This window comes from Saccharothrix xinjiangensis, assembly GCF_039527585.1.
In the GTDB taxonomy this organism is placed as follows: Bacteria; Actinomycetota; Actinomycetes; order Mycobacteriales; family Pseudonocardiaceae; genus Actinosynnema; species Actinosynnema xinjiangensis.
The window spans coordinates 838,206-855,581 of the sequence record NZ_BAAAKE010000001.1 but is presented as its reverse complement, the minus strand read 5'-3'; the positions used below and the strand labels follow the sequence as shown (position 1 = coordinate 855,581).

At 73.1% G+C, this 17,376-nt stretch carries 16 protein-coding genes; 12 read left to right on the top strand and 4 right to left on the bottom strand.

The features are described 5' to 3' along the window. Nucleotides 1–51: 51 nt before the first annotated feature. Nucleotides 52–1,368 (top strand): MFS transporter, encoded by a 1,317-nt coding sequence (locus ABD223_RS04090; protein WP_344034466.1) that lies wholly within the window; start codon nucleotides 52–54, stop codon nucleotides 1,366–1,368. 40 nt (nucleotides 1,369–1,408) lie between these two features. Here the strand turns inward: ABD223_RS04090 and ABD223_RS04085 are convergent, their stop codons facing one another. Continuing rightward, nucleotides 1,409–1,666 (bottom strand): helix-turn-helix domain-containing protein, encoded by a 258-nt coding sequence (locus tag ABD223_RS04085; protein WP_344034465.1) that lies wholly within the window; start codon nucleotides 1,664–1,666, stop codon nucleotides 1,409–1,411. A gap of 87 nt (nucleotides 1,667–1,753) precedes the next feature. Beyond that, nucleotides 1,754–3,223: a CCA tRNA nucleotidyltransferase gene (locus tag ABD223_RS04080; RefSeq protein ID WP_344034464.1), complete on the bottom strand. Its 1,470-nt coding sequence runs from the start codon at nucleotides 3,221–3,223 to the stop codon at nucleotides 1,754–1,756. A gap of 202 nt (nucleotides 3,224–3,425) precedes the next feature. Here ABD223_RS04080 and ABD223_RS04075 point away from each other — a divergent pair, with 202 nt between their 5' ends. The 9 genes from ABD223_RS04075 to ABD223_RS04035 all read left to right on the top strand — a co-directional run bounded on the left by ABD223_RS04075 (nucleotide 3,426) and on the right by ABD223_RS04035 (nucleotide 13,825). Continuing rightward, nucleotides 3,426–4,004: an NUDIX hydrolase gene (locus ABD223_RS04075; protein WP_344034463.1), complete on the top strand. Its 579-nt coding sequence runs from the start codon at nucleotides 3,426–3,428 to the stop codon at nucleotides 4,002–4,004. Further along, nucleotides 4,001–6,310, top strand: a complete 2,310-nt coding sequence (locus tag ABD223_RS04070; RefSeq protein ID WP_344034462.1) for a DUF6049 family protein — start codon at nucleotides 4,001–4,003, stop codon at nucleotides 6,308–6,310. Before ABD223_RS04075 ends, ABD223_RS04070 begins: the two co-directional genes overlap by 4 nt. A gap of 11 nt (nucleotides 6,311–6,321) precedes the next feature. Beyond that, complete coding sequence (gene murJ / locus ABD223_RS04065; RefSeq protein WP_344034461.1) at nucleotides 6,322–7,944, top strand: murein biosynthesis integral membrane protein MurJ; 1,623 nt, start codon at nucleotides 6,322–6,324, stop codon at nucleotides 7,942–7,944. Between the two features lie 37 nt (nucleotides 7,945–7,981). Beyond that, nucleotides 7,982–9,514 carry a protein kinase family protein gene (locus ABD223_RS04060; RefSeq protein ID WP_344034460.1) on the top strand — a complete coding sequence of 511 codons (1,533 nt, stop codon included), beginning with the start codon at nucleotides 7,982–7,984 and terminating at the stop codon, nucleotides 9,512–9,514. Between the two features lie 149 nt (nucleotides 9,515–9,663). After that, entirely contained in the window at nucleotides 9,664–10,281 is a 618-nt protein-coding gene (sigM, locus tag ABD223_RS04055) for an RNA polymerase sigma factor SigM (protein WP_344034459.1), read from the top strand. Next, nucleotides 10,278–11,054, top strand: coding sequence for an anti-sigma factor family protein (locus ABD223_RS04050; protein WP_344034458.1), 777 nt, complete (start codon nucleotides 10,278–10,280; stop codon nucleotides 11,052–11,054). The genes sigM and ABD223_RS04050 overlap by 4 nt, the downstream gene beginning before the upstream one ends. Nucleotides 11,055–11,157: 103 nt before the next feature. After that, nucleotides 11,158–12,150, top strand: a complete 993-nt coding sequence (gene trxB, locus ABD223_RS04045; protein WP_344034457.1) for a thioredoxin-disulfide reductase — start codon at nucleotides 11,158–11,160, stop codon at nucleotides 12,148–12,150. Between the two features lie 28 nt (nucleotides 12,151–12,178). Then, nucleotides 12,179–12,505, top strand: coding sequence for a thioredoxin (trxA, locus tag ABD223_RS04040; RefSeq protein ID WP_344034456.1), 327 nt, complete (start codon nucleotides 12,179–12,181; stop codon nucleotides 12,503–12,505). Between the two features lie 174 nt (nucleotides 12,506–12,679). Next, nucleotides 12,680–13,825, top strand: a complete 1,146-nt coding sequence (locus tag ABD223_RS04035; RefSeq protein WP_344034455.1) for an N-acetylmuramoyl-L-alanine amidase — start codon at nucleotides 12,680–12,682, stop codon at nucleotides 13,823–13,825. 106 nt (nucleotides 13,826–13,931) lie between these two features. Here the strand turns inward: ABD223_RS04035 and ABD223_RS04030 are convergent, their stop codons facing one another. Beyond that, nucleotides 13,932–14,156: a hypothetical protein gene (locus ABD223_RS04030; protein ID WP_344034454.1), complete on the bottom strand. Its 225-nt coding sequence runs from the start codon at nucleotides 14,154–14,156 to the stop codon at nucleotides 13,932–13,934. Between the two features lie 164 nt (nucleotides 14,157–14,320). Further along, entirely contained in the window at nucleotides 14,321–14,950 is a 630-nt protein-coding gene (locus ABD223_RS04025; protein ID WP_344034453.1) for a GNAT family N-acetyltransferase, read from the bottom strand. Nucleotides 14,951–15,093: 143 nt separating this feature from the next. On the opposite strand from ABD223_RS04025, the gene ABD223_RS04020 reads away from it, so the two are divergent. Together ABD223_RS04020 and ABD223_RS04015 are read left to right on the top strand one after the other, a co-directional pair. Next, nucleotides 15,094–16,410, top strand: a complete 1,317-nt coding sequence (locus tag ABD223_RS04020; RefSeq protein WP_344034452.1) for an aminotransferase-like domain-containing protein — start codon at nucleotides 15,094–15,096, stop codon at nucleotides 16,408–16,410. A 15-nt stretch (nucleotides 16,411–16,425) separates the two neighbouring features. Next, entirely contained in the window at nucleotides 16,426–17,370 is a 945-nt protein-coding gene (locus ABD223_RS04015) for a D-alanine--D-alanine ligase family protein (protein ID WP_344034451.1), read from the top strand. Nucleotides 17,371–17,376 lie beyond the last annotated feature (6 nt).

Here is a 17,376-nt window from a genome sequence, read left to right as displayed (position 1 = left end):
CGCGCCCGCGGTTCACCGGGACCAGGCGACGAGAGGCATAGGCTCAAGCTCGTGACCACCGCCGGGACCACTGCGGCACAGCACCACCTCGGCATCCGGAAACTCCTCGCCGTAGCGGATTTCCGCAGGCTGCTGGCCTCCCGGCTGGCGGCCCAGTGGGGCGACGGCCTGTTCCAGGCCGGTCTCGCGGGCGCGGTGCTGTTCAACCCCGAGCGCCACGCCGACCCGCTCGCCGTGGCCGCCGGGTTCGCCGTGCTGCTGCTCCCGTACTCGGTGGTCGGCCCGTTCGCGGGCGCCCTGCTCGACCGGTGGGACCGCCGCCGGGTGCTGGTGGCGGCGAACCTCACCCGCGGCCTGTTCGTCGTGCTCACCGCCGTCGCCGTCGCCCTCGGGCTGGACGGCGTGCCGCTGTACGCGTCCGCGCTGCTGGTCACCGGCGTGAGCCGGTTCGTCGGGTCGGGCCTGTCCGCGTCCCTGCCGCACGTGGTCGACGCGGACCACCTGGTCGAGGCCAACGCGTTCGCCGCCACGCTCGGCGCGCTGGCCGCCGTGGCGGGCGCGGGCTGCGCGGTCGCGCTGCGCGGGCTGCTCGGGGCGGGCGACGGCGGTTCGGCGTCGACCACGGCGGTCGCCCTGGTGGGCTCGCTGCTGGCGGCGTGGCTGGCGGCGCGCTTCCGGCCCGCCGCCCTCGGCCCCGACCAGGTGGTCGAACCCAGCCGCACGGCCACCGCGGTGGCCAGGGGCCTGCTGGACGGCGCGCGGGCGGTCTGGCGGACGCCGAGCGTGGCGGCGGCGCTGCTCGCGCTGCTGGCGCACCGGGCCGCGTTCGGCGCGTCGCTGCTGCTCACGCTGCTGCTGATGCGCCACACCTTCACCGACTTCGGCCCGTTCAAGGCGGGCCTGGCCGGGCTGGGCGAGGTCGCCGTCGCGGGTGGCGCGGGCATCCTGCTCGCGGGACTGGTCACCGACCGCGTGGTGGACCTGTTGGGCCGGCGCGGCGCGGTGTGCGCCGCGCTGCTGCTGGCCGCGGTCACCCAGCTGGGCCTGGGCCTGCCGATGCTGCTGCCGACCACGCTGGCCGCGTCGTTCCTGCTCACCTTCGCGGGCCAGGTCGTGAAGCTGTGCGTGGACGCGGCCGTGCAGGGCGACATCGGCGACGAGGTCCGCGGCCGGGTGTTCGCCCTGTACGACACGCTGTTCAACGTCATGCAGGTGGCGGCCGTCACCGCCGCGGCGACCGTGGTGCCCCTGGACGGCCGGTCGACCGGCCTGGTGGTCGCCGCGACGGCGGCCTACCTGCTGGGCCTCGTCGGCTACCTGCTGCTGGCCAAGCGCGCGCCGTCACCGGACAGCCGATCCCTGCGCTGACCCCCGCGACCTCGGCGCCGCCCGCGAAGCAGCGGCCGAATTACCGCGGCAGCGGCAAACGGATCATGCCCGTCTCGTGCGCGTAGACCACCGCGGCCATCCGGTCGCGCAGGTTCAGCACTCTCAGGATCTCGGTCACCACCACCCCCACCTGGATCTGGCTGATCGCCAGCACCCGGGCTATCTCGTGATCGGCCAGGCCACGGGCCAGGCACCGCAGCACCGCCCGTTGCCGATCGGTCAACGTCTCCAACCCCTGCACCCGGGCGCCCCCCTCGGACAATCCCCAAGCGTTCATGCGACACCACCCCCAGTGCGTGTCTGACGCACACAGTCATGGTGTCGCAACGGGCTGTCACTAGCCAAGGGAAAAGACCCGGATAGGTCACTCCGGGCAACCGGTTGGCGGCTCCACGCCCTCCGCTCGGGCCCACGCGAGCAGTTCCGCGACGGCCTCGTCGTGGTCGAGCGGCCCCCGGTCGAGGCGCAGTTCCTTGAGGAACTTCCACGCCCTGCCGACCAGCGGGCCGGGCGGGAGGCCGAGCAGCCGCATGATCTCGTTGCCGTCCAGGTCGGGCCGGACGCGCTTGAGGTCCTCCTCGGCGGCGATCCGCTCGATGCGGCGCTCCAGGTCGTCGTAGGTGCGCTGGAGGGCGTTGGCCTTGCGCTTGTTGCGGGTGGTGCAGTCGGCCCGGACGAGCTTGTGCAGGCGCGACAGCAGCGGGCCCGCGTCGGTCACGTACCGGCGCACCGCGGAGTCGGTCCACTCGCCCGTGCCGTAGCCGTGGAAGCGCAGGTGGAGGTACACGAGCTGGGTGACGTCCTCGGTGATCTCCTTGGAGTACTTGAGGGCGCGCAAACGCTTGCGGGCCATCTTCGCGCCGACCACCTCGTGGTGGTGGAACGACACCCCGCCGCCCTCCTCGAACCGCCGCGTGTCCGGCTTGCCGACGTCGTGCAGCAGGGCCGCGAGGCGCAGCACCAGGTCCGGTTCGGGCCCGTCCTCCAGGTCGACGGCCTGCTCCAGGACCACCAGGGAGTGGTGGTAGACGTCCTTGTGCTGGTGGTGCTCGTCGATCTCCAGCCGCATGGCGGGCAGCTCGGGCAGCACCACGTCCGCGAGCCCGGTGTCGACCACGACCTCGACGCCCGCGCGCGGGTGGTCGCCGGTGAGCAGCTTGGACAGCTCGGCCTGGACGCGCTCGGCGGTGATGCGGCCCAGCTCGGCGGACATGGCGGTCATGGCCTCGCGGACGCGCGGCGCCAGGCGGAAGCCCAGCTGGGAGACGAAGCGGGCGGCGCGCAGCATCCGCAGCGGGTCGTCGGAGAACGACTCCTGCGGGGTGGCCGGCGTGTCCAGGACGCGGTCGCGCAGCGCGCCCCGGCCGTCGGTCGGGTCGATGAGCACGCGGTCGACCACGTCGTACGCCATGGCGTTGACGGTGAAGTCGCGGCGGACCAGGTCGCCCTCGATGGTGTCGCCGAAGGTCACCTCGGGGTTGCGGCTGACGCCGTCGTAGGCGTCGGCGCGGAACGTGGTGATCTCGACGGTCTGGCCGCGCTTGGTCGCGCCGACCGTGCCGAACGCGATGCCGGTGTCCCAGGTGGCGTCGGCCCAGCCCTTGAGCAGGGCGGTGATCCGGTCGGGCCGGGCGTCGGTGGTGAAGTCGAGGTCGCCGGACAGGCGGCCGAGCACGGCGTCCCGCACGCTGCCGCCGACCAGGTAGAGGCGGTGACCTGCCGCGTCGAAGCGGGCGGCCAGCTCTTCGACGACGGGCGAGGCGCTCAGCTGTTCCACCACGGCATTGTCCTGCCCGGTCGGGCTCGGTGCGGTGGGAACGTTCGGTCCGGACACGGGGAGCCAGGGTACTGGGCGCGCGATCCCGGCCCGAACGAGTTCAGGGGGCGCTGGTCGCGCTGTCGCGGGCCGCAGCCGTCGCGGCGCGCGACTTCCGGCGTCTGCTCCGCGCCCGCGGGTGGTCGCGCCGGACCTGTCTCACACCGCGCAACGCGACCGCCACGCCCTGTAATCGCTGGTCCGCATTACGATCGGGACCATGCCCCAGTCGTCCGGTCGCTCCGGCGGTCCCAAGCCGAGGCGCCGGAACCGGCGCCGGGGTCGTCGGCTGAAGACCGTCGACGAGACCTCGGCGGGCGGGCTGGTGCTGGACTTCGAGCGGCGCGCGGCCGCCGTCATCGGTCGGCTGGACCGGCGCGGGCGCCTCCTGTGGTCGCTGCCGAAGGGCCACATCGAGGCCGGTGAGACCGCTGAGCAGACCGCGGTGCGCGAGGTCGCCGAGGAGACCGGTATTCATAGCAGGGTGCTCCGACCGCTCGGCTCGATCGACTACTGGTTCGTCGCCGAGGACCGGCGGGTGCACAAGACCGTCCACCACTTCCTGCTGGAGGCGCTGGGCGGTGAGCTGTCCGACGAAGACGTGGAGGTCACCGAGGTGGCGTGGGTGCCCCTTGGCGAACTGGACGAGCGGCTCGCCTACGCGGACGAGCGCCGGCTGGTGCGCCGCGCCGCCGAGCTGATCTCCGAGCACGACAAGACCCGGTACGACGGCACCGGGTTCCAGAACACGGGGTACCGAGCGACCGGGTACCGGACGGACGGAGCGGAGTCGGCGTGAAACGGCTGCTGGCCGCACTCGCGGTGGCCGGGTTGGTCATGGTCACCTCCCCCGCGCACGCGGCGCCCCAGGAGGGGCGGCTGCCCGTCCGGCCCGCGCCCGCGACCCAGGTGTGGGCCACCCGCGCGATGGCCGGTCAACCCGGTCAGCAGTCGCAGGTCTACCTGCGCCTGGACGTCGAGGAGCTGACCCCGCGGGTGGTCACGGCGGGCACGGGGTCGATCACCATCCGGGGCAAGGTCGTCAACATCGGCGACCGGTTCATCGAGGACATCGAGCTGCGCCTGGAGCGCGGCGAGGCGCTGACCGACGAGGCCGAGGTCCGCGAGGCGCTGCGGGAGCCCGCCGACGCGGAGTACGTGCAGCCCTCGTTCACGCGGATCGCGGACCGCCTGGAGCGGGACGAGTCCAAGCCGTTCGAGCTGACCGTGCCGCTGCGCGGCGCGGGCCGGACCTCGCTCCAGGTGGAGGAGCCCGGCATCTACCCGATCCTGGCCAACATCAACGGCACCCCCGACTTCGGCGGCCGGGCCCGGCTGGCCGCGCTGAGCACGCTGCTGCCGGTCCTGTCGGTGCCCGGCGGCACGGCGCCCGCCCCGCCCGCGGACCCGGCCAGGGTCACCGTGCTGTGGCCGCTGGCCGACCGGCCGCGGATCGCCGGCACGAACCCGACCGTGCTCACCGACGACGAGCTGGCCGCCTCCATCGCCATGGGCGGCCGCCTGTGGGGCCTGCTCAAGGCCTACCAGACGGCGCTGAACGGCCCGCTGGGGCAGGGCGTGTGCCTGGCCGTCGACCCGGACCTGCTGCGCACGGTCGCCGCGATGGCGGAGGGCTACCAGGTGCGAGGCCGGGGCGAGGGCCGCGGCGAGGGCGAGGCCGAGCTGTGGCTGTCGCAGCTGAAGCTGTCGGCGAGCGGCCGGTGCGTGATCGCCCTGCCGGACGCGGGCGCCGACGTGGTCGCGCTGTCCCGCGCCCGGCTCACCGACCTGGGCCTGCTGGCGCTGGACGGCGCCGAGGTCGTGCGCGAGGTGCTGGAGGTGCAGCCCACCGAGGGCCTGACCTGGCCCGAGGACGGCGTGCTCGACCAGCAGACCCTGGGCGACCTGGTCGCGGGCGGCGTCACGTCGCTGGTGCTCGACCAGTCGGCGGTGGCGGGCACGCCCGGCACCGGGCCGGTCCGGCTCGACGCGGGCCGCGGCACGGGCGACGGCGCCGACGACGGCTCCGTCGAGGGGACCACCGACAACGTCGGCGAGGGCGAGCCGGTCAAGGCCGTGCGCATCGACGGGATGGTGTCCGACGCGCTCCGGGCGCCGGCCACGGCCCGGCCGGTGGCGGGCGTGACCACGCCGACCGAGACGCGCCCGGTGTCGGTGCAGAACGCGCTGGCCGCGCTGACCTTCCGCACCGCGTTCCAGGGCGCCGGGCAGCACGTGGTGCTCGCGCCGCCGCGCCGGTGGAACGCGCCGACCGGCGAGGTGGAGACCCTCATCCGCACCACGGAGTCGCTGGTCGGCAGCGGTTTCGCCACGCCGGTGGGGCTGAGCGCGCTGCTCGCGGGCCTGCCGGAGCAGGCGGCCGCGCTCAGCTACCCGGTCGAGTCGGGCGCCCGCGAGGTGCCGCCCGCGGTGACGACCGAGGTGGCCGCGTCGTGGGACCAGGTGCGGCTGCTGGCCGACTCGATGAGCCAGCAGGACGCGGCCTCGGCCGAGCCCGCCGACCTGGTCGACCCGCTGCGGCTGCACCTGCTGCGCGCGGTGTCCGGGGCGTGGCGCGGCGACGAGGCGGGCGCGCGCGCCGCGCTGGCCGTCGGCCGCGAGCAGGTCGACGGCCTGCTGAGCCAGGTCACGGTCACCGAGCCGAACAGCCCGATCCTGCTCGGCTCGGGGGACAGCCCGATCCCGCTGTCGGTGAAGAACCGGCTGGACGTGCGGGTGACCGTGCGGGTGGTGGTCGAGGACACGCCGGGCATCGAGGCCCGGGACGAGCAGGTCTACGAGCTGCCCGCGCGCGGCGACCGACTGGTGCCGGTGCAGGTCGAGGTGCAGCGGTCCGGGCGGTTCCCGGTGCACGTCCGGCTGCTCACGGTCAGCGGTGTCGAGCTGGGTGAACGGGCCCGGCTGGAGGTGTCGTCCTCGGTGTACGGGACGATCACGGTCGTCATCACCGGCTTGGCGGGCGCCGCGCTGGTCCTGCTGTCCGCCCGGCGCATCTACCGGCGGGTGCGGGCGGCGCGGGCGGCCTCCGTGCGGGTGCCCGACGACGCCAGTGGCGTCACGCCGGAGAAGTCGAGCGCGAGTTGAGCGGAACAACGGTGACCCAGCAGGAACAGCAGCAGGACGCACCGTCGCTGGCACGTGCCGGCGGCTCCATGGCCATCGCCACGATCGTCAGCCGCGCCTCGGGACTGCTGTCCAAGCTGCTGCTGGTCTCGGTCGTCGGCATCAACGTGCTCAACGACTCCTACCAGGTCGCCACCACGCTGCCCACGATGATCAACGAGCTGCTCCTGGGCGGCGTGCTGACCAGCGTGGCCATCCCGCTGCTGGTGCGCGCCGAGAAGGAGGACGGCGACGGCGGCGAGTCGTACGCGCAGTGGCTGATCACCATGGCGGCGGTGGTGCTGGGCGTCGGCACCGTGATCGCGATCGCCTGCGCGCCGCTGCTGACCGCGCTGTTCATCGACCCCGCGTCGGACGCCAACCCGGCGCTGGTCACGGCGTTCGCCTACCTGGTGCTGCCGGGCATCGTGTTCTACGGCCTGTCCGCGCTGCTGGGCGCGATCCTCAACACCCGGCACGTGTTCGGCCTGCCCACCTGGGCGCCGGTGCTGAACAACGTCGTGGTGATCGTCACGCTGGCCGCCTACTGGGCGATGCCGGGCGAGATCTCGCTCGACCCGGTCGAGATGGGGCAGCCGAAGCTGCTGGTCCTGGGCCTGGGCACGATGGCGGGCGTGGCGCTCCAGGCGCTGGTCCTGGTGCCCGCGATGCGGCGGACCGGGTTCCGGTTCCGCTGGCGCTGGGGGTGGGACCGCAGGCTGGCCGAGTTCGGCGGGCTGGCGTTCTGGGTGCTGCTGTACGTGGCGCTGGGTTTCGTGAGCATGGTGGTGCTGACCCGCGTCGCGACGAACGACAAGGGCGCGATCACCGTCTACAACATGCAGTGGCTGATCGCCCAGGTGCCTTACGGCGTGCTGGGCGTGTCGCTGCTGACCGCGCTGATGCCGCGGATGAGCCGCGCGGCGGCGGCGAACGACACGGGCGCGCTGGTCGGCGACCTGTCGTTCGGCAACCGGATGTCGGCGATCCTGCTGATGCCGTTCAGCGCGCTGCTGACGGTGTCGGGCGTGTCGATCGGCCTGGCGGTGTTCGCGCACGGCGAGTCGGGCGTCGCGGGCGGCGAGGCGATCGGCACGGCGCTGGCGCTGTCGGCGTTCGGCCTGGTCCCGTACGCGATCACGCTGCTCCAGCTGCGCGTGTTCTACGCGTTGAAGGACGCCCGGACGCCGACGGTCATCCAGGGCGTCATCGTGGTGGCGCGGATCGCGCTGCTGTACGCGTTCCTGGAGTTCTCGCCGCCGGACAAGCTGGCCGTCGGCGTGTCGGTCGCGATGTCGCTGAGCTTCGTGGTGGGTGCGCTGGTGGGCCAGGTGTGGCTGCGGGTGCGGCTGGGCAGGCTGCGCACCGGCTACACGGCGTGGACCCTCTGCCTCACGGTCGTGGCGTCGGCGATCGCGTTCGGCGCGGCCACCGGCCTCGCCTGGCTGGCCGTCCAAGGACTGGGAATCGAATCCCGCGTGGCGGGCGCTTGGGTGGAGCTCGTGATCCAGGGCGTCGTCGGCCTGCCGCTGAGTTTCGCGCTGCTGGCGCTGTTCAGGGTGCCCGAGGTGAAGCCCGCCCTGGACAAGATCAGTCGTTTGGTGGGTCGCCGGTGACCGTTGCGGCGCGCCCGGTTCCCGTACGCTCGGGGCCGTGAGCAGCGGCCCCATCCAGAACACCCCGCTGGTCCCCGGCGGGGTGATCGGCGGCGGCCGCTACCGGCTGCTGGAGTCGTCCGGCGCGGACCGCCGGTGCGACGCGCACCTGTGGCGGGCGCGCGACGGTCAGCTCAACCGGGACGTGGCGCTGACGGTCCTGGTGGGCGACCCGGCCGACCACGCCGCGGTGGCGCGGGCCAAGCGGATCACCGAGCGCGCGATGCACGCGGCCAGCTTCACCCACCCCGGCGTCGCCCGGGTGATCGACGTGCTGACGCCCGGCGCCGGTCTCCAGCTCGGGGACGGCATCCTCGGCATCGTCGTCGCCGAGTGGACCCGGGGCTCGGCCCTGGTGGAGCTGATCACCAAGGGCCCGCTCCAGGCGGGCGCGGCGACCAGGCTGCTGGAACCGCTCGGCGCGGCGATCGAGGGCGCGCACCACGCGGGCCTGGTGCTGGGCGCGGACCACCCGCAGCGCATCCGGGTGACACCGGACGGCAGGCTGCGGCTGGCGTTCCCCGGGCCGCGACCGGACGCGATCGCGCGCGACGACGTGAAGGGCCTCGGCGCGATCCTGTACCTGCTGCTCACCGGCAAGTGGGCGCTGCCGGGCGGCCCCGAGGGCGTGCCGGTCGCGCCGACCGGGCCCGACGGGTCGGTGCTCGCGCCGAGCGCGATTCGCCCGTACGTGCCGCACGAGCTGTCGTCGGTCGCGGTGCGCAGCCTGGAGGACACCAGCGTCGGCGGCATCCGGACCAGCGCGGCGATCCTCCAGGTGCTCGACCAGATCTCGTCGTCGGAGGCGCAGACCGCGCTGATCAACCGGGTGCCCGAGGGCGACGAGGCGGACGACGGCGCGGTGTGGACCACGCAGCGGCCGCTGCGCGGCAAGGAGCAGAAGCGCAAGCTGGCGATCAGCGTGGCCGTGCTGGCCGCGGCCACGCTCGGCGTGATCGCCTGGCTGAGCTTCCAGATCGTGAGCTTCTTCAGCGACGAGCCGACCGGCGGCGGCGGGCCGACCGTGGTGATCGGCCAGTCGAACGAGCCGGGGCAGAGCGGCCAGCCCGCGCCCCCCGCGCCGCAGCCGGCGGGTCCCGTGCAGCCCGGGTCCGTGGGCGTGTACGACGTGACCAACCAGCCGGACAACGCCAACCGGGCCAGCCGCGCCGTCGACGGCAACCCGACCACGGTGTGGCAGACCGAGAACTACCTCCAGCCGTTCCCGGCGCTCAAGCCGGGTGTCGGGCTGATGGCGGGCTTCGCCGAGCCGGTGAAGCTGGCGTCGATCACGGTCACCTCGCCCAGCGAGGGCACGGTGGTGGAGATCCGGGCGGCCGGCGCGCAGAACGCGCCGCTGGAGGAGACGAGGGTCATCGGGACCGCGACCCTGTCGTCGGGGCAGACCCAGATCCAGCTGAACGACCACGACCCGACCCAGTACGTCCTCGTGTGGGTGACGAAGCTGGCGGGCAGCGGGCGGAACAACAAGTCGGAGGTCGCCGAGCTGGTCTACACGCGGGCCCAGTAGGACCCGGTCCCCGGACCCGTTCGCGAGGGGTGGGACGTTCCCACTAGTGGGAACGTCCCACCCCTCGCACATCGGTCCCGCCGGCGAGAGCGCACCCCACCGCACGGGTGACCGCCCTGGTGTCGGACCTCACCGATACCCTCTTCCGCGTGACCGCCGCAGCCAGCTCGGACGCAGCCCTGATCGCGGCGCACGCCGCCGGTGACCCGCACGCCTTCTCGGAGCTGGTGCGCCGGCACCGGGACCGCATGTGGGCCGTCGCCCTGCGCACGTTGCGCGACCCCGAGGAAGCGGCCGACGCGTTGCAGGAGGCGTTCATCTCCGCCTTCCGGGCCGCGGGCAGCTTCCGGGCCGAGTCGCAGGTCACCACCTGGCTCCACCGAATAGTGGTGAACGCCTGCCTCGACCGGATGCGCAGGCGGCAGACCAAGCCCACCGTGCCGCTGCCCGAGGCAGGGCCCGGCGAGCCGGTCTCGCCGCGCGACGCGATGGCGGAGCGGGAGACCCGGCTGATCGTGCGGGACGCCCTGAACGAGCTGCCGGAGGAACAACGCGCCCCGATCGTGCTGGTCGACGTGGAGGGGTACTCGGTGGCGGAGACCGCCCGGATGCTGGGCATCGCGGAGGGCACGGTGAAGTCCCGCTGCGCCCGCGGGCGGGCGAAGCTGGCCAAAGTTCTGGGGCACCTCCGGAACCAGGGTGCAGATGCGAACGTCCCAGGAAACGATGTGCAGGTGCAACAGGGACGTCAGTGGGAGGAACGATGACCGGCAATGCGCGGCGTTCGGGGCCGCCGTGGTCCGTCGACCTGCTGGCCGACCTGCACGCCGGGGTGCTGGACCCGAGAACCGAAGCCGAACTGCGCCCGTTGGTGGCGGAGGACCCCGAGGCCAGGGAGGTCCTGGCCGCGCTCGACGCGACCCTCGACGACCTGCGTGACCTGCGCGAAGCGCCCCCGATCCCGATGCCGCGCGAGGTGGCCGAGCGGATCGACGCGGCGCTCGCCCGGGAGGCCCGCGCGTCCGCCGGGCAGGCCCGCCCGGTCGCGCCGGTGGTCGACCTCGCCGCGGCCCGCGCCAAGCGCAACAAGCGCCTGGGCATGGGCGCGGGCATCCTGGTGGCGGCCGCCGCGGCGGTCGGCATCGCCCTGGTGACGGTGCCGGGGAACAACAGCGCCACCGACAACGTGGCCGGGTCGACGCCCTCGAACACGCCGGTCACCGCCAGCGGCTCGCCGGGCGACCAGCGGCTGGCGGTGCGGGGCGAGAACTTCGGGCCGGTGTTCGGCGACGTGCTCAAGGCCCAGAACTACGGCCCGCTGGAGAACCAGGACCAGCTGGCCGGGTGCCTGGCGGGCGCGGGCATCACCGCGGGCAAGCCGCTCGGCGTCAGCCCCATCACGCTGGACGAGAGGCCGGCCGTGATGGCGATCCTGCCCGGCGGCGCGCCCGGCGCGTACCGGATCGTGGTCCTCGACCCCGACACGTGCGGGCCGGACAACCCCGACGGGGTGCTCGCCAACAGCACCATCGAGCCGTAGTCCAGCTCACCCGACCGGGGCGGAATTACCGCGCCCTACGATCCGTTGAGCGAAGAGCCGGACCGGGTGGCCCCGGTCCGGGGACGACTTACGGAGGTCGAGGGTGTCGGACGTTCGGAACCTGATCATCGTCGGATCGGGGCCCGCCGGGTACACCGCGGCGGTCTACGCGGCGCGCGCCCAGCTCGAACCGCTGGTGTTCGAGGGCTCGCAGTACGGCGGCGCGCTGATGACCACCACCGAGGTCGAGAACTACCCGGGCTTCCGCGACGGCATCATGGGCCCCGACCTCATGGAGCAGATGCGCGAGCAGGCCAAGCGCTTCGGCGCCGAGCTGCGCGCCGAGGACGTCGAGGGGCTGGAGCTGGACGGCCCGGTCAAGCACGTCACGGCGAACGGCAAGCGCTACGCGGCGCGCGCGGTCGTGCTGGCCATGGGCGCGGCGGCCCGCTACCTGAACGTGCCCGGTGAGCAGGAGCTGCTCGGCCGCGGCGTGTCGGCGTGCGCCACCTGCGACGGCTTCTTCTTCCGCGACCAGGACGTCGTCGTGGCCGGCGGCGGCGACTCGGCGATGGAGGAGGCCACCTTCCTCACCAAGTTCGCCCGGTCGGTGACGATCGTCCACCGCCGCGAGGAGTTCCGCGCCTCCAAGATCATGCTGGAGCGCGCGCGGGCGAACGAGAAGATCAAGTGGCTGCTCAACGCCGAGGTCGTCGAGGTGCTGGGCGAGAACTCGGTGTCCGGCCTGAAGGTCCGCGACACCCGGACCGGCGAGGTGGCCGAGCACCCGTTCACCGGGTTCTTCGTCGCCATCGGCCACGACCCGCGCAGCTCCCTGGTCAAGGGCCAGGTCGAGTTGGACGGCGAGGGCTACGTCCAGGTCCAGGGCCGCACGACTGCCACGAACGTGGACGGCGTGTTCGCCGCGGGCGACCTCGTCGACCGCACCTACCGCCAGGCGATCACCGCCGCCGGCTCGGGCTGCTCCGCCGCGATCGACGCGGAGCGCTGGCTCGCCGAGCACGGTGAGGCGGAGGCCGCGGTCACCGCCGAGCACGTCGGCGGCGGCTACGGCGAACCCGTCTCCACCAGCTGAACCCCACGCCCAAGAGGAGAACACGAAGATGGCAGGCTCCACCGTGGTCACGTCCGCGCAGACGTTCACCGAAGACGTCCTGACCAGCGAGAAGCCAGTTCTGGTCGACTTCTGGGCGACCTGGTGCGGCCCGTGCAAGATGGTCGCCCCGGTCCTGGAGGAGATCGCCGCCGAGCACGCCGAGAAGATCACCGTGGCGAAGCTCGACATCGACGCCAACCCGTCGATCGCCCGCGACTACCAGATCATGTCGGTGCCCACCATGATCCTGTTCAAGGGTGGCCAGCCGGTGAAGCAGATCGTGGGCGCCAAGCCGAAGGCCGCGCTGCTCAACGACCTGGCCGACGTGCTCTGAGAGCAACCTGAACGAGTGGCCCGTCCGTCTTCTTCAGAAGGGGGACGGGCCACTCGCTCGTGGAGCAACAACCACACGCAGTAGCCCCGCGAGTGGGCAGCGGTGGAGCAAGGCACAATGAGGCGTCAAGTTCCGCGTCGACCGCTCGTCGGCGCCTAGTTGAGCGAGGGGTGCATGCCGCTACTCCGCCGCGGGGATTTCGGACCGGACGTCGCCGAGGTCAGGGCCACGCTGACCAAGCTCGGCCTGTTGTCCGATCCGCAGCCGTCGCAGGTGTTCGACCTCCCGGTCGAGCACGCCGTGCGAGCGTTCCAGCAGCAGCGGGGTCTCATCACCGACGGCATCGTCGGCTCGGCCACCTACCGCGCGCTGCGCGACGCGACCTACCGCCTCGGCGACCGACCGCTCGCGTTCCTGATGGCGCAGCCGGTGACCGGTGACGACGTGCTCGCCCTCCAGGAACGGCTGCTGGAGCTGGGCTACGACGCGGGTCGCCCGAACGGCGAGTTCGGCCAGCAGACCGAGCAGGCCCTGAAGAACTTCCAGCGCGACTACGGCCTCGTCTCCGACGGCATGTGCGGGCCGGACACCGTGCGCGCGCTGCGCCAGCTCCAGCCCAAGGTGCGCGGCGGCCGGCCGGTGTTCCTGCGCGAGCAGGAGCGGGTCCGGCGGGCCGGGCCCAGGCTGTCGGGCAAGCGCATCATCATCGACCCGGGCCACGGCGGCGAGGACCGCGGTGTCGTGGTCGACGGCGTGTCGGAGGCGGACCTGGTGCTGGACCTGGCCAGGCTGCTGGAGGGCAAGATGGCCGCCACCGGCATGGAGGCCCTGCTCACGCGGGGTGCGCGCAACAACCCCGACGAGGGCGAGCGGGCCCGGTTCGCCAACGAGGCGGGCGCCGACCTCATCCTGTCGCTGCACGCCGACGCCAACCACTCGCCCCTGGCGTCCGGCGTGGCGACCTTCCACTTCGGCACCACCGGCGCGGGCACCACGTCCACCGTCGGCGAGGCGCTGGCCGGGTTCATCCAGCGCGAGATCGTGGCCCGGACCGGGCTGCCGGACTGCGGCACGCACCCCAAGACGTGGGACATGCTGCGGATGACCCGGTGCACGGCGGTCCGCATCGAGGTCGGCTACCTGACCAACGCGGGCGACCGGCAGCGGCTGGCGAACCCGTCGTTCCGGGACGTGGTGGCCGAGGGCATCCTGGTCGCGGTGAAGCGGCTGTACCTGCTGGGCAAGGACGACCAGCCCACGGGCACGTTCACCCTGGACGACCTGGTGCGGCACGAGGTGGCGTTCGGCCAGGTCCGCTGAACCCTCCCGGCTCGCCCCGGTGGGCGAGCCGGGCCCGTAGTGGCCCCTCAGGGGCCGCCTGACGCCCCGGGCACCCTCAGGCCACCCGGTAGCCGCCCCGCGGCGCTCACCAGCCGCTGAGGGTGTCGAGGACGTGGCCGACGGCGTCCTCGTCGTCCGCCCGGTTCTGGGCCCTCAGGTCCAGCATGAGGTCGGTCAGCTCGTCGGCCAGGCGCTCGGCCGGGACGCCCCGGTCCTGCCAGTCCGCCAGCATCCGCCGGATCCGCTGGAAGTCGCGCCGCCCCTCGACCTCCGCGAGCACTTCGCGCTGGATCTCCGCCCCGGTGTCCACGGAAGTCGATCTTATTGAGGGCGCGGCGGCGCGACGTCCGCCAGGTGGGTCGGACAGCACCGCGAGCCCGACCGACGCGGTTCCCCGGCCGACCGGGTGCCGGCTGCCGGGCCGGGGGCGCGGCTCGCCCGTCCTCCTCGCGCAGGCGCGGGTGGACCGGGTCCTCAGGCCGTGCGGAAGCTCGGCTCGGCGGTCGACACCGTCACGGAGTTGAGCAGCCGCTCCAGCGCCGCCTCGACGTCTTCCTTCCAGGAGGACGCGCTGCGCAGCTCCAGCCGCAACCGCGGCCAGCGGGGGTGGGGCCGCACGGTCTTGAAGCCCACCTGGAGCAGGAAGTCGGCGGGCGTCACGCAGTTCTGGCCCTCTTCGGGCCGGTTGTCGCCGAACGCCTCGATCGCCTTCACGCCGCGCCGGGTCAGGTCCTTGGCCACGTTCTGCACCAGCACCCGGCCGAGGCCGCCGCCGCGGAACTCGGGCAGCACCTCCAGGCCGGTCATCAGCACCGCGTCGGGGCTGGCGGGGGAGGTGGGGAAGGCGAGCGACCTGGGCACGGCCGCGGGGGGCGCGTAGAACACCGAGCCGGCGGGAATCCCGTCGCAGTAGATGATCCGACCGCACGAGCCCCATTCGAGCAGGACGCTGGAGACCCAGGCCTCCTTCTCGAACTCGGTGTCCCCGAACTCCTCGGCCTGCTCCTTCAGGTGGGGCGCCAACTCCCAGAACACGCACGTCCGGCTGTGCTTGGACAGGTGTTCCAGGTTGTCCAAGGTGACGCCCGCGACACGACGTGACACCCAGACCTCCAGCCACTGAACACGACCCACCAAGAGGATATGGGGATGTGACCCCGGGCGGGAAGGCAGATGCCCCGAACGGGACGGCCGTTACACTCGGGCGGGAACATACCCGCCGGTAAATCCACCCAACGGAGTTCCCCGTGAACCTACCCGGACAGCCCCCGAAGCAGGGAGCCAGAAGCCTCGACCCCCACCTGCGCCGGTACGCGGCGCGGACGGCGGGCATGACGGCATCGGAGATCCGGGCGTTGTTCGCGGTGGCGAGCCGGCCAGAGGTGGTGTCCCTGGCGGGGGGGATGCCCCACCTGGCAGCGCTCCCGCTCGACTCGCTGAGCGCCGAGGTCGGCGACCTGATCGCCACCGACGGCCTCGTCGCCCTCCAGTACGGCAGCGCGCACGGCGTGCCCGAGCTGCGGGAGCAGATCTGCGACGTCATGGCCCTGGAGGGCATCAACGCCCACCCGGACGACGTCGTGGTCACCGTGGGCTCCCAGATGGGCCTGGACATGGTCACCCGCATCTTCTGCGACCCGGGTGACGTGGTGCTGGCCGAGGGCCCGTCGTACGTGGGCGCGCTCGGCTCGTTCGCCGCCTACCAGGCGCAGGTCGTGCACGTGGCCATGGACGCGGACGGCCTCGTGCCCGAGAACCTGCGCGAGGCCGTCGCGGCGGTCGAGCGGACCGGTCGGCGCATCAAGTTCCTCTACACGATCCCGAACTTCCACAACCCGGCCGGCGTGACGCTCGCCGTCCAGCGCCGGGCCGAGGTCCTGGAGATCTGCCGCTCGCACGGCATCCTGGTGGTCGAGGACAACCCGTACGGCCTGCTCGGCTTCGACGGCGTCACCTACCCGGCGCTGCGGTCGACCGACCCGGACAACGTGGTCTACCTCGGCTCGTTCTCCAAGACCTTCGCCGCCGGCCTGCGGGTCGGCTGGGTGCTCGCGCCGCACGCCGTGCGCGAGAAGCTGGTGCTCGCGGCCGAGTCGGCCACGCTGTGCCCGCCCACGCTGAACCAGCTGATCGTGTCGCGCTACCTGGCCACGCACGACTGGAAGGGCCAGGTCAAGACCTACCGCGAGGCCTACCGGGAGCGGCGCGACGCGGCGATCTCCGCGTTGGAGCAGCACATGCCGGTTGGTTCCACGTGGAACAAGCCCACCGGCGGGTTCTACGTGTGGGTCACCGTGCCCGAGGGCGTCGACACCAAGGCCATGCTGCCCCGGGCCGTCACCCAGCGCGTCGCGTACGCGTCGGGCACCGGCTTCTACGCCGACGGCCTGGGCAGCCGCCAGCTCCGCATCTCGTACTGCTACCCGACCCCCGAGCGCATCCGCGAGGGCGTCCGGCGGCTGGCGAACGTCATCAAGGACGAGATGGAGCTGCGCGAGACGTTCGGCCCGACCCCGGGCCGGGCCGTCCAGGGTCCCCAGACCCCCTCGCCCGACACCGCCTGATCAGGAGAAGAGACGTTGTCCAACCGCTGGGTCGCAGTGCTGTCCGGTGGCCTTTCGCACGAGCGGGAGGTGTCCCTGCGGTCTGGTCGCAGGCTCTCCGCGGCCCTGCGCTCGGTCGGCCTGGTCGTGGAGGAGTGGGACGCCGACGCGCGGTTGCTCACGCGGCTGAAGGAGCACCGGCCGGACGCCGTGGTGGTGGCGCTGCACGGCGGCGAGGGCGAGAACGGGTCGGTGCAGACGATCCTGGAGCTGCTGGGCGTGCCGTTCGTCGGCACGGACTCGCGCGCGTGCCGACGGGCGTGGGACAAGCCGACCGCCAAGGGCGAGCTGGCCCGCGCGGGACTGGCCACGCCGGAGTGGGCCGTGCTGCCGCACGCGACGTTCCGGGAGCTGGGCGCGCAGCCCGTGCTGGACGCGATGGTCGACCGGCTCGGGCTGCCGCTGATGCTCAAGCCCGACCAGGGCGGGTCGGCGCTGGGCGCCCGGGTGGTGCGGGCCGCCGCCGAGCTGCCCGCCGCGATGGTCGGCTGCCTCGCCTACGGCGACACGGTGTTGGCCGAGCGGTACGTGGAGGGTGTCGAGGTTGCCGTCGCGGTGGTGGACGGCCCGGACGGCCCCTACGCCCTGCCGCCGGTGGAGATCGTGCCGGAGAGCGGCGTGTACGACTACACCGCCCGGTACACCGCGGGCCTGACCGACTTCCACGCGCCGGCGCGGCTGGACGACAAGACGGCTCAGGCGGTCGGGGAGCTGGCGGTGTCGGCGCACCGGCTGCTGGGCCTGCGCGACGTGTCGCGGACGGACGCGGTCGTGGCGGCGGACGGCACGGTCCACTTCCTGGAGGTGAACGTGTCGCCCGGCTTGACCGAGACCTCGCTGCTGCCGATGGCGGTGGAGGCCGCCGGCGAGTCGCTCGGCGAGATCTACGCCGGTCTGGTCGACCGAGCGGTGGTCCGCTGACGGCCC

What these genes read in the sequence shown, in the direction of transcription:
- ABD223_RS04085 (WP_344034465.1), bottom strand. Translation starts at nt 1,666, where the DNA reads ATGAACGCTTGGGGATTGTCCGAGGGGGGCGCCCGGGTGCAGGGGTTG.
- ABD223_RS04075 (WP_344034463.1), top strand. Translation starts at nt 3,426, where the DNA reads ATGCCCCAGTCGTCCGGTCGCTCCGGCGGTCCCAAGCCGAGGCGCCGG.
- ABD223_RS04050 (WP_344034458.1), top strand. Translation starts at nt 10,278, where the DNA reads ATGACCGGCAATGCGCGGCGTTCGGGGCCGCCGTGGTCCGTCGACCTG.
- trxA (WP_344034456.1), top strand. Translation starts at nt 12,179, where the DNA reads ATGGCAGGCTCCACCGTGGTCACGTCCGCGCAGACGTTCACCGAAGAC.
- ABD223_RS04035 (WP_344034455.1), top strand. Translation starts at nt 12,680, where the DNA reads ATGCCGCTACTCCGCCGCGGGGATTTCGGACCGGACGTCGCCGAGGTC.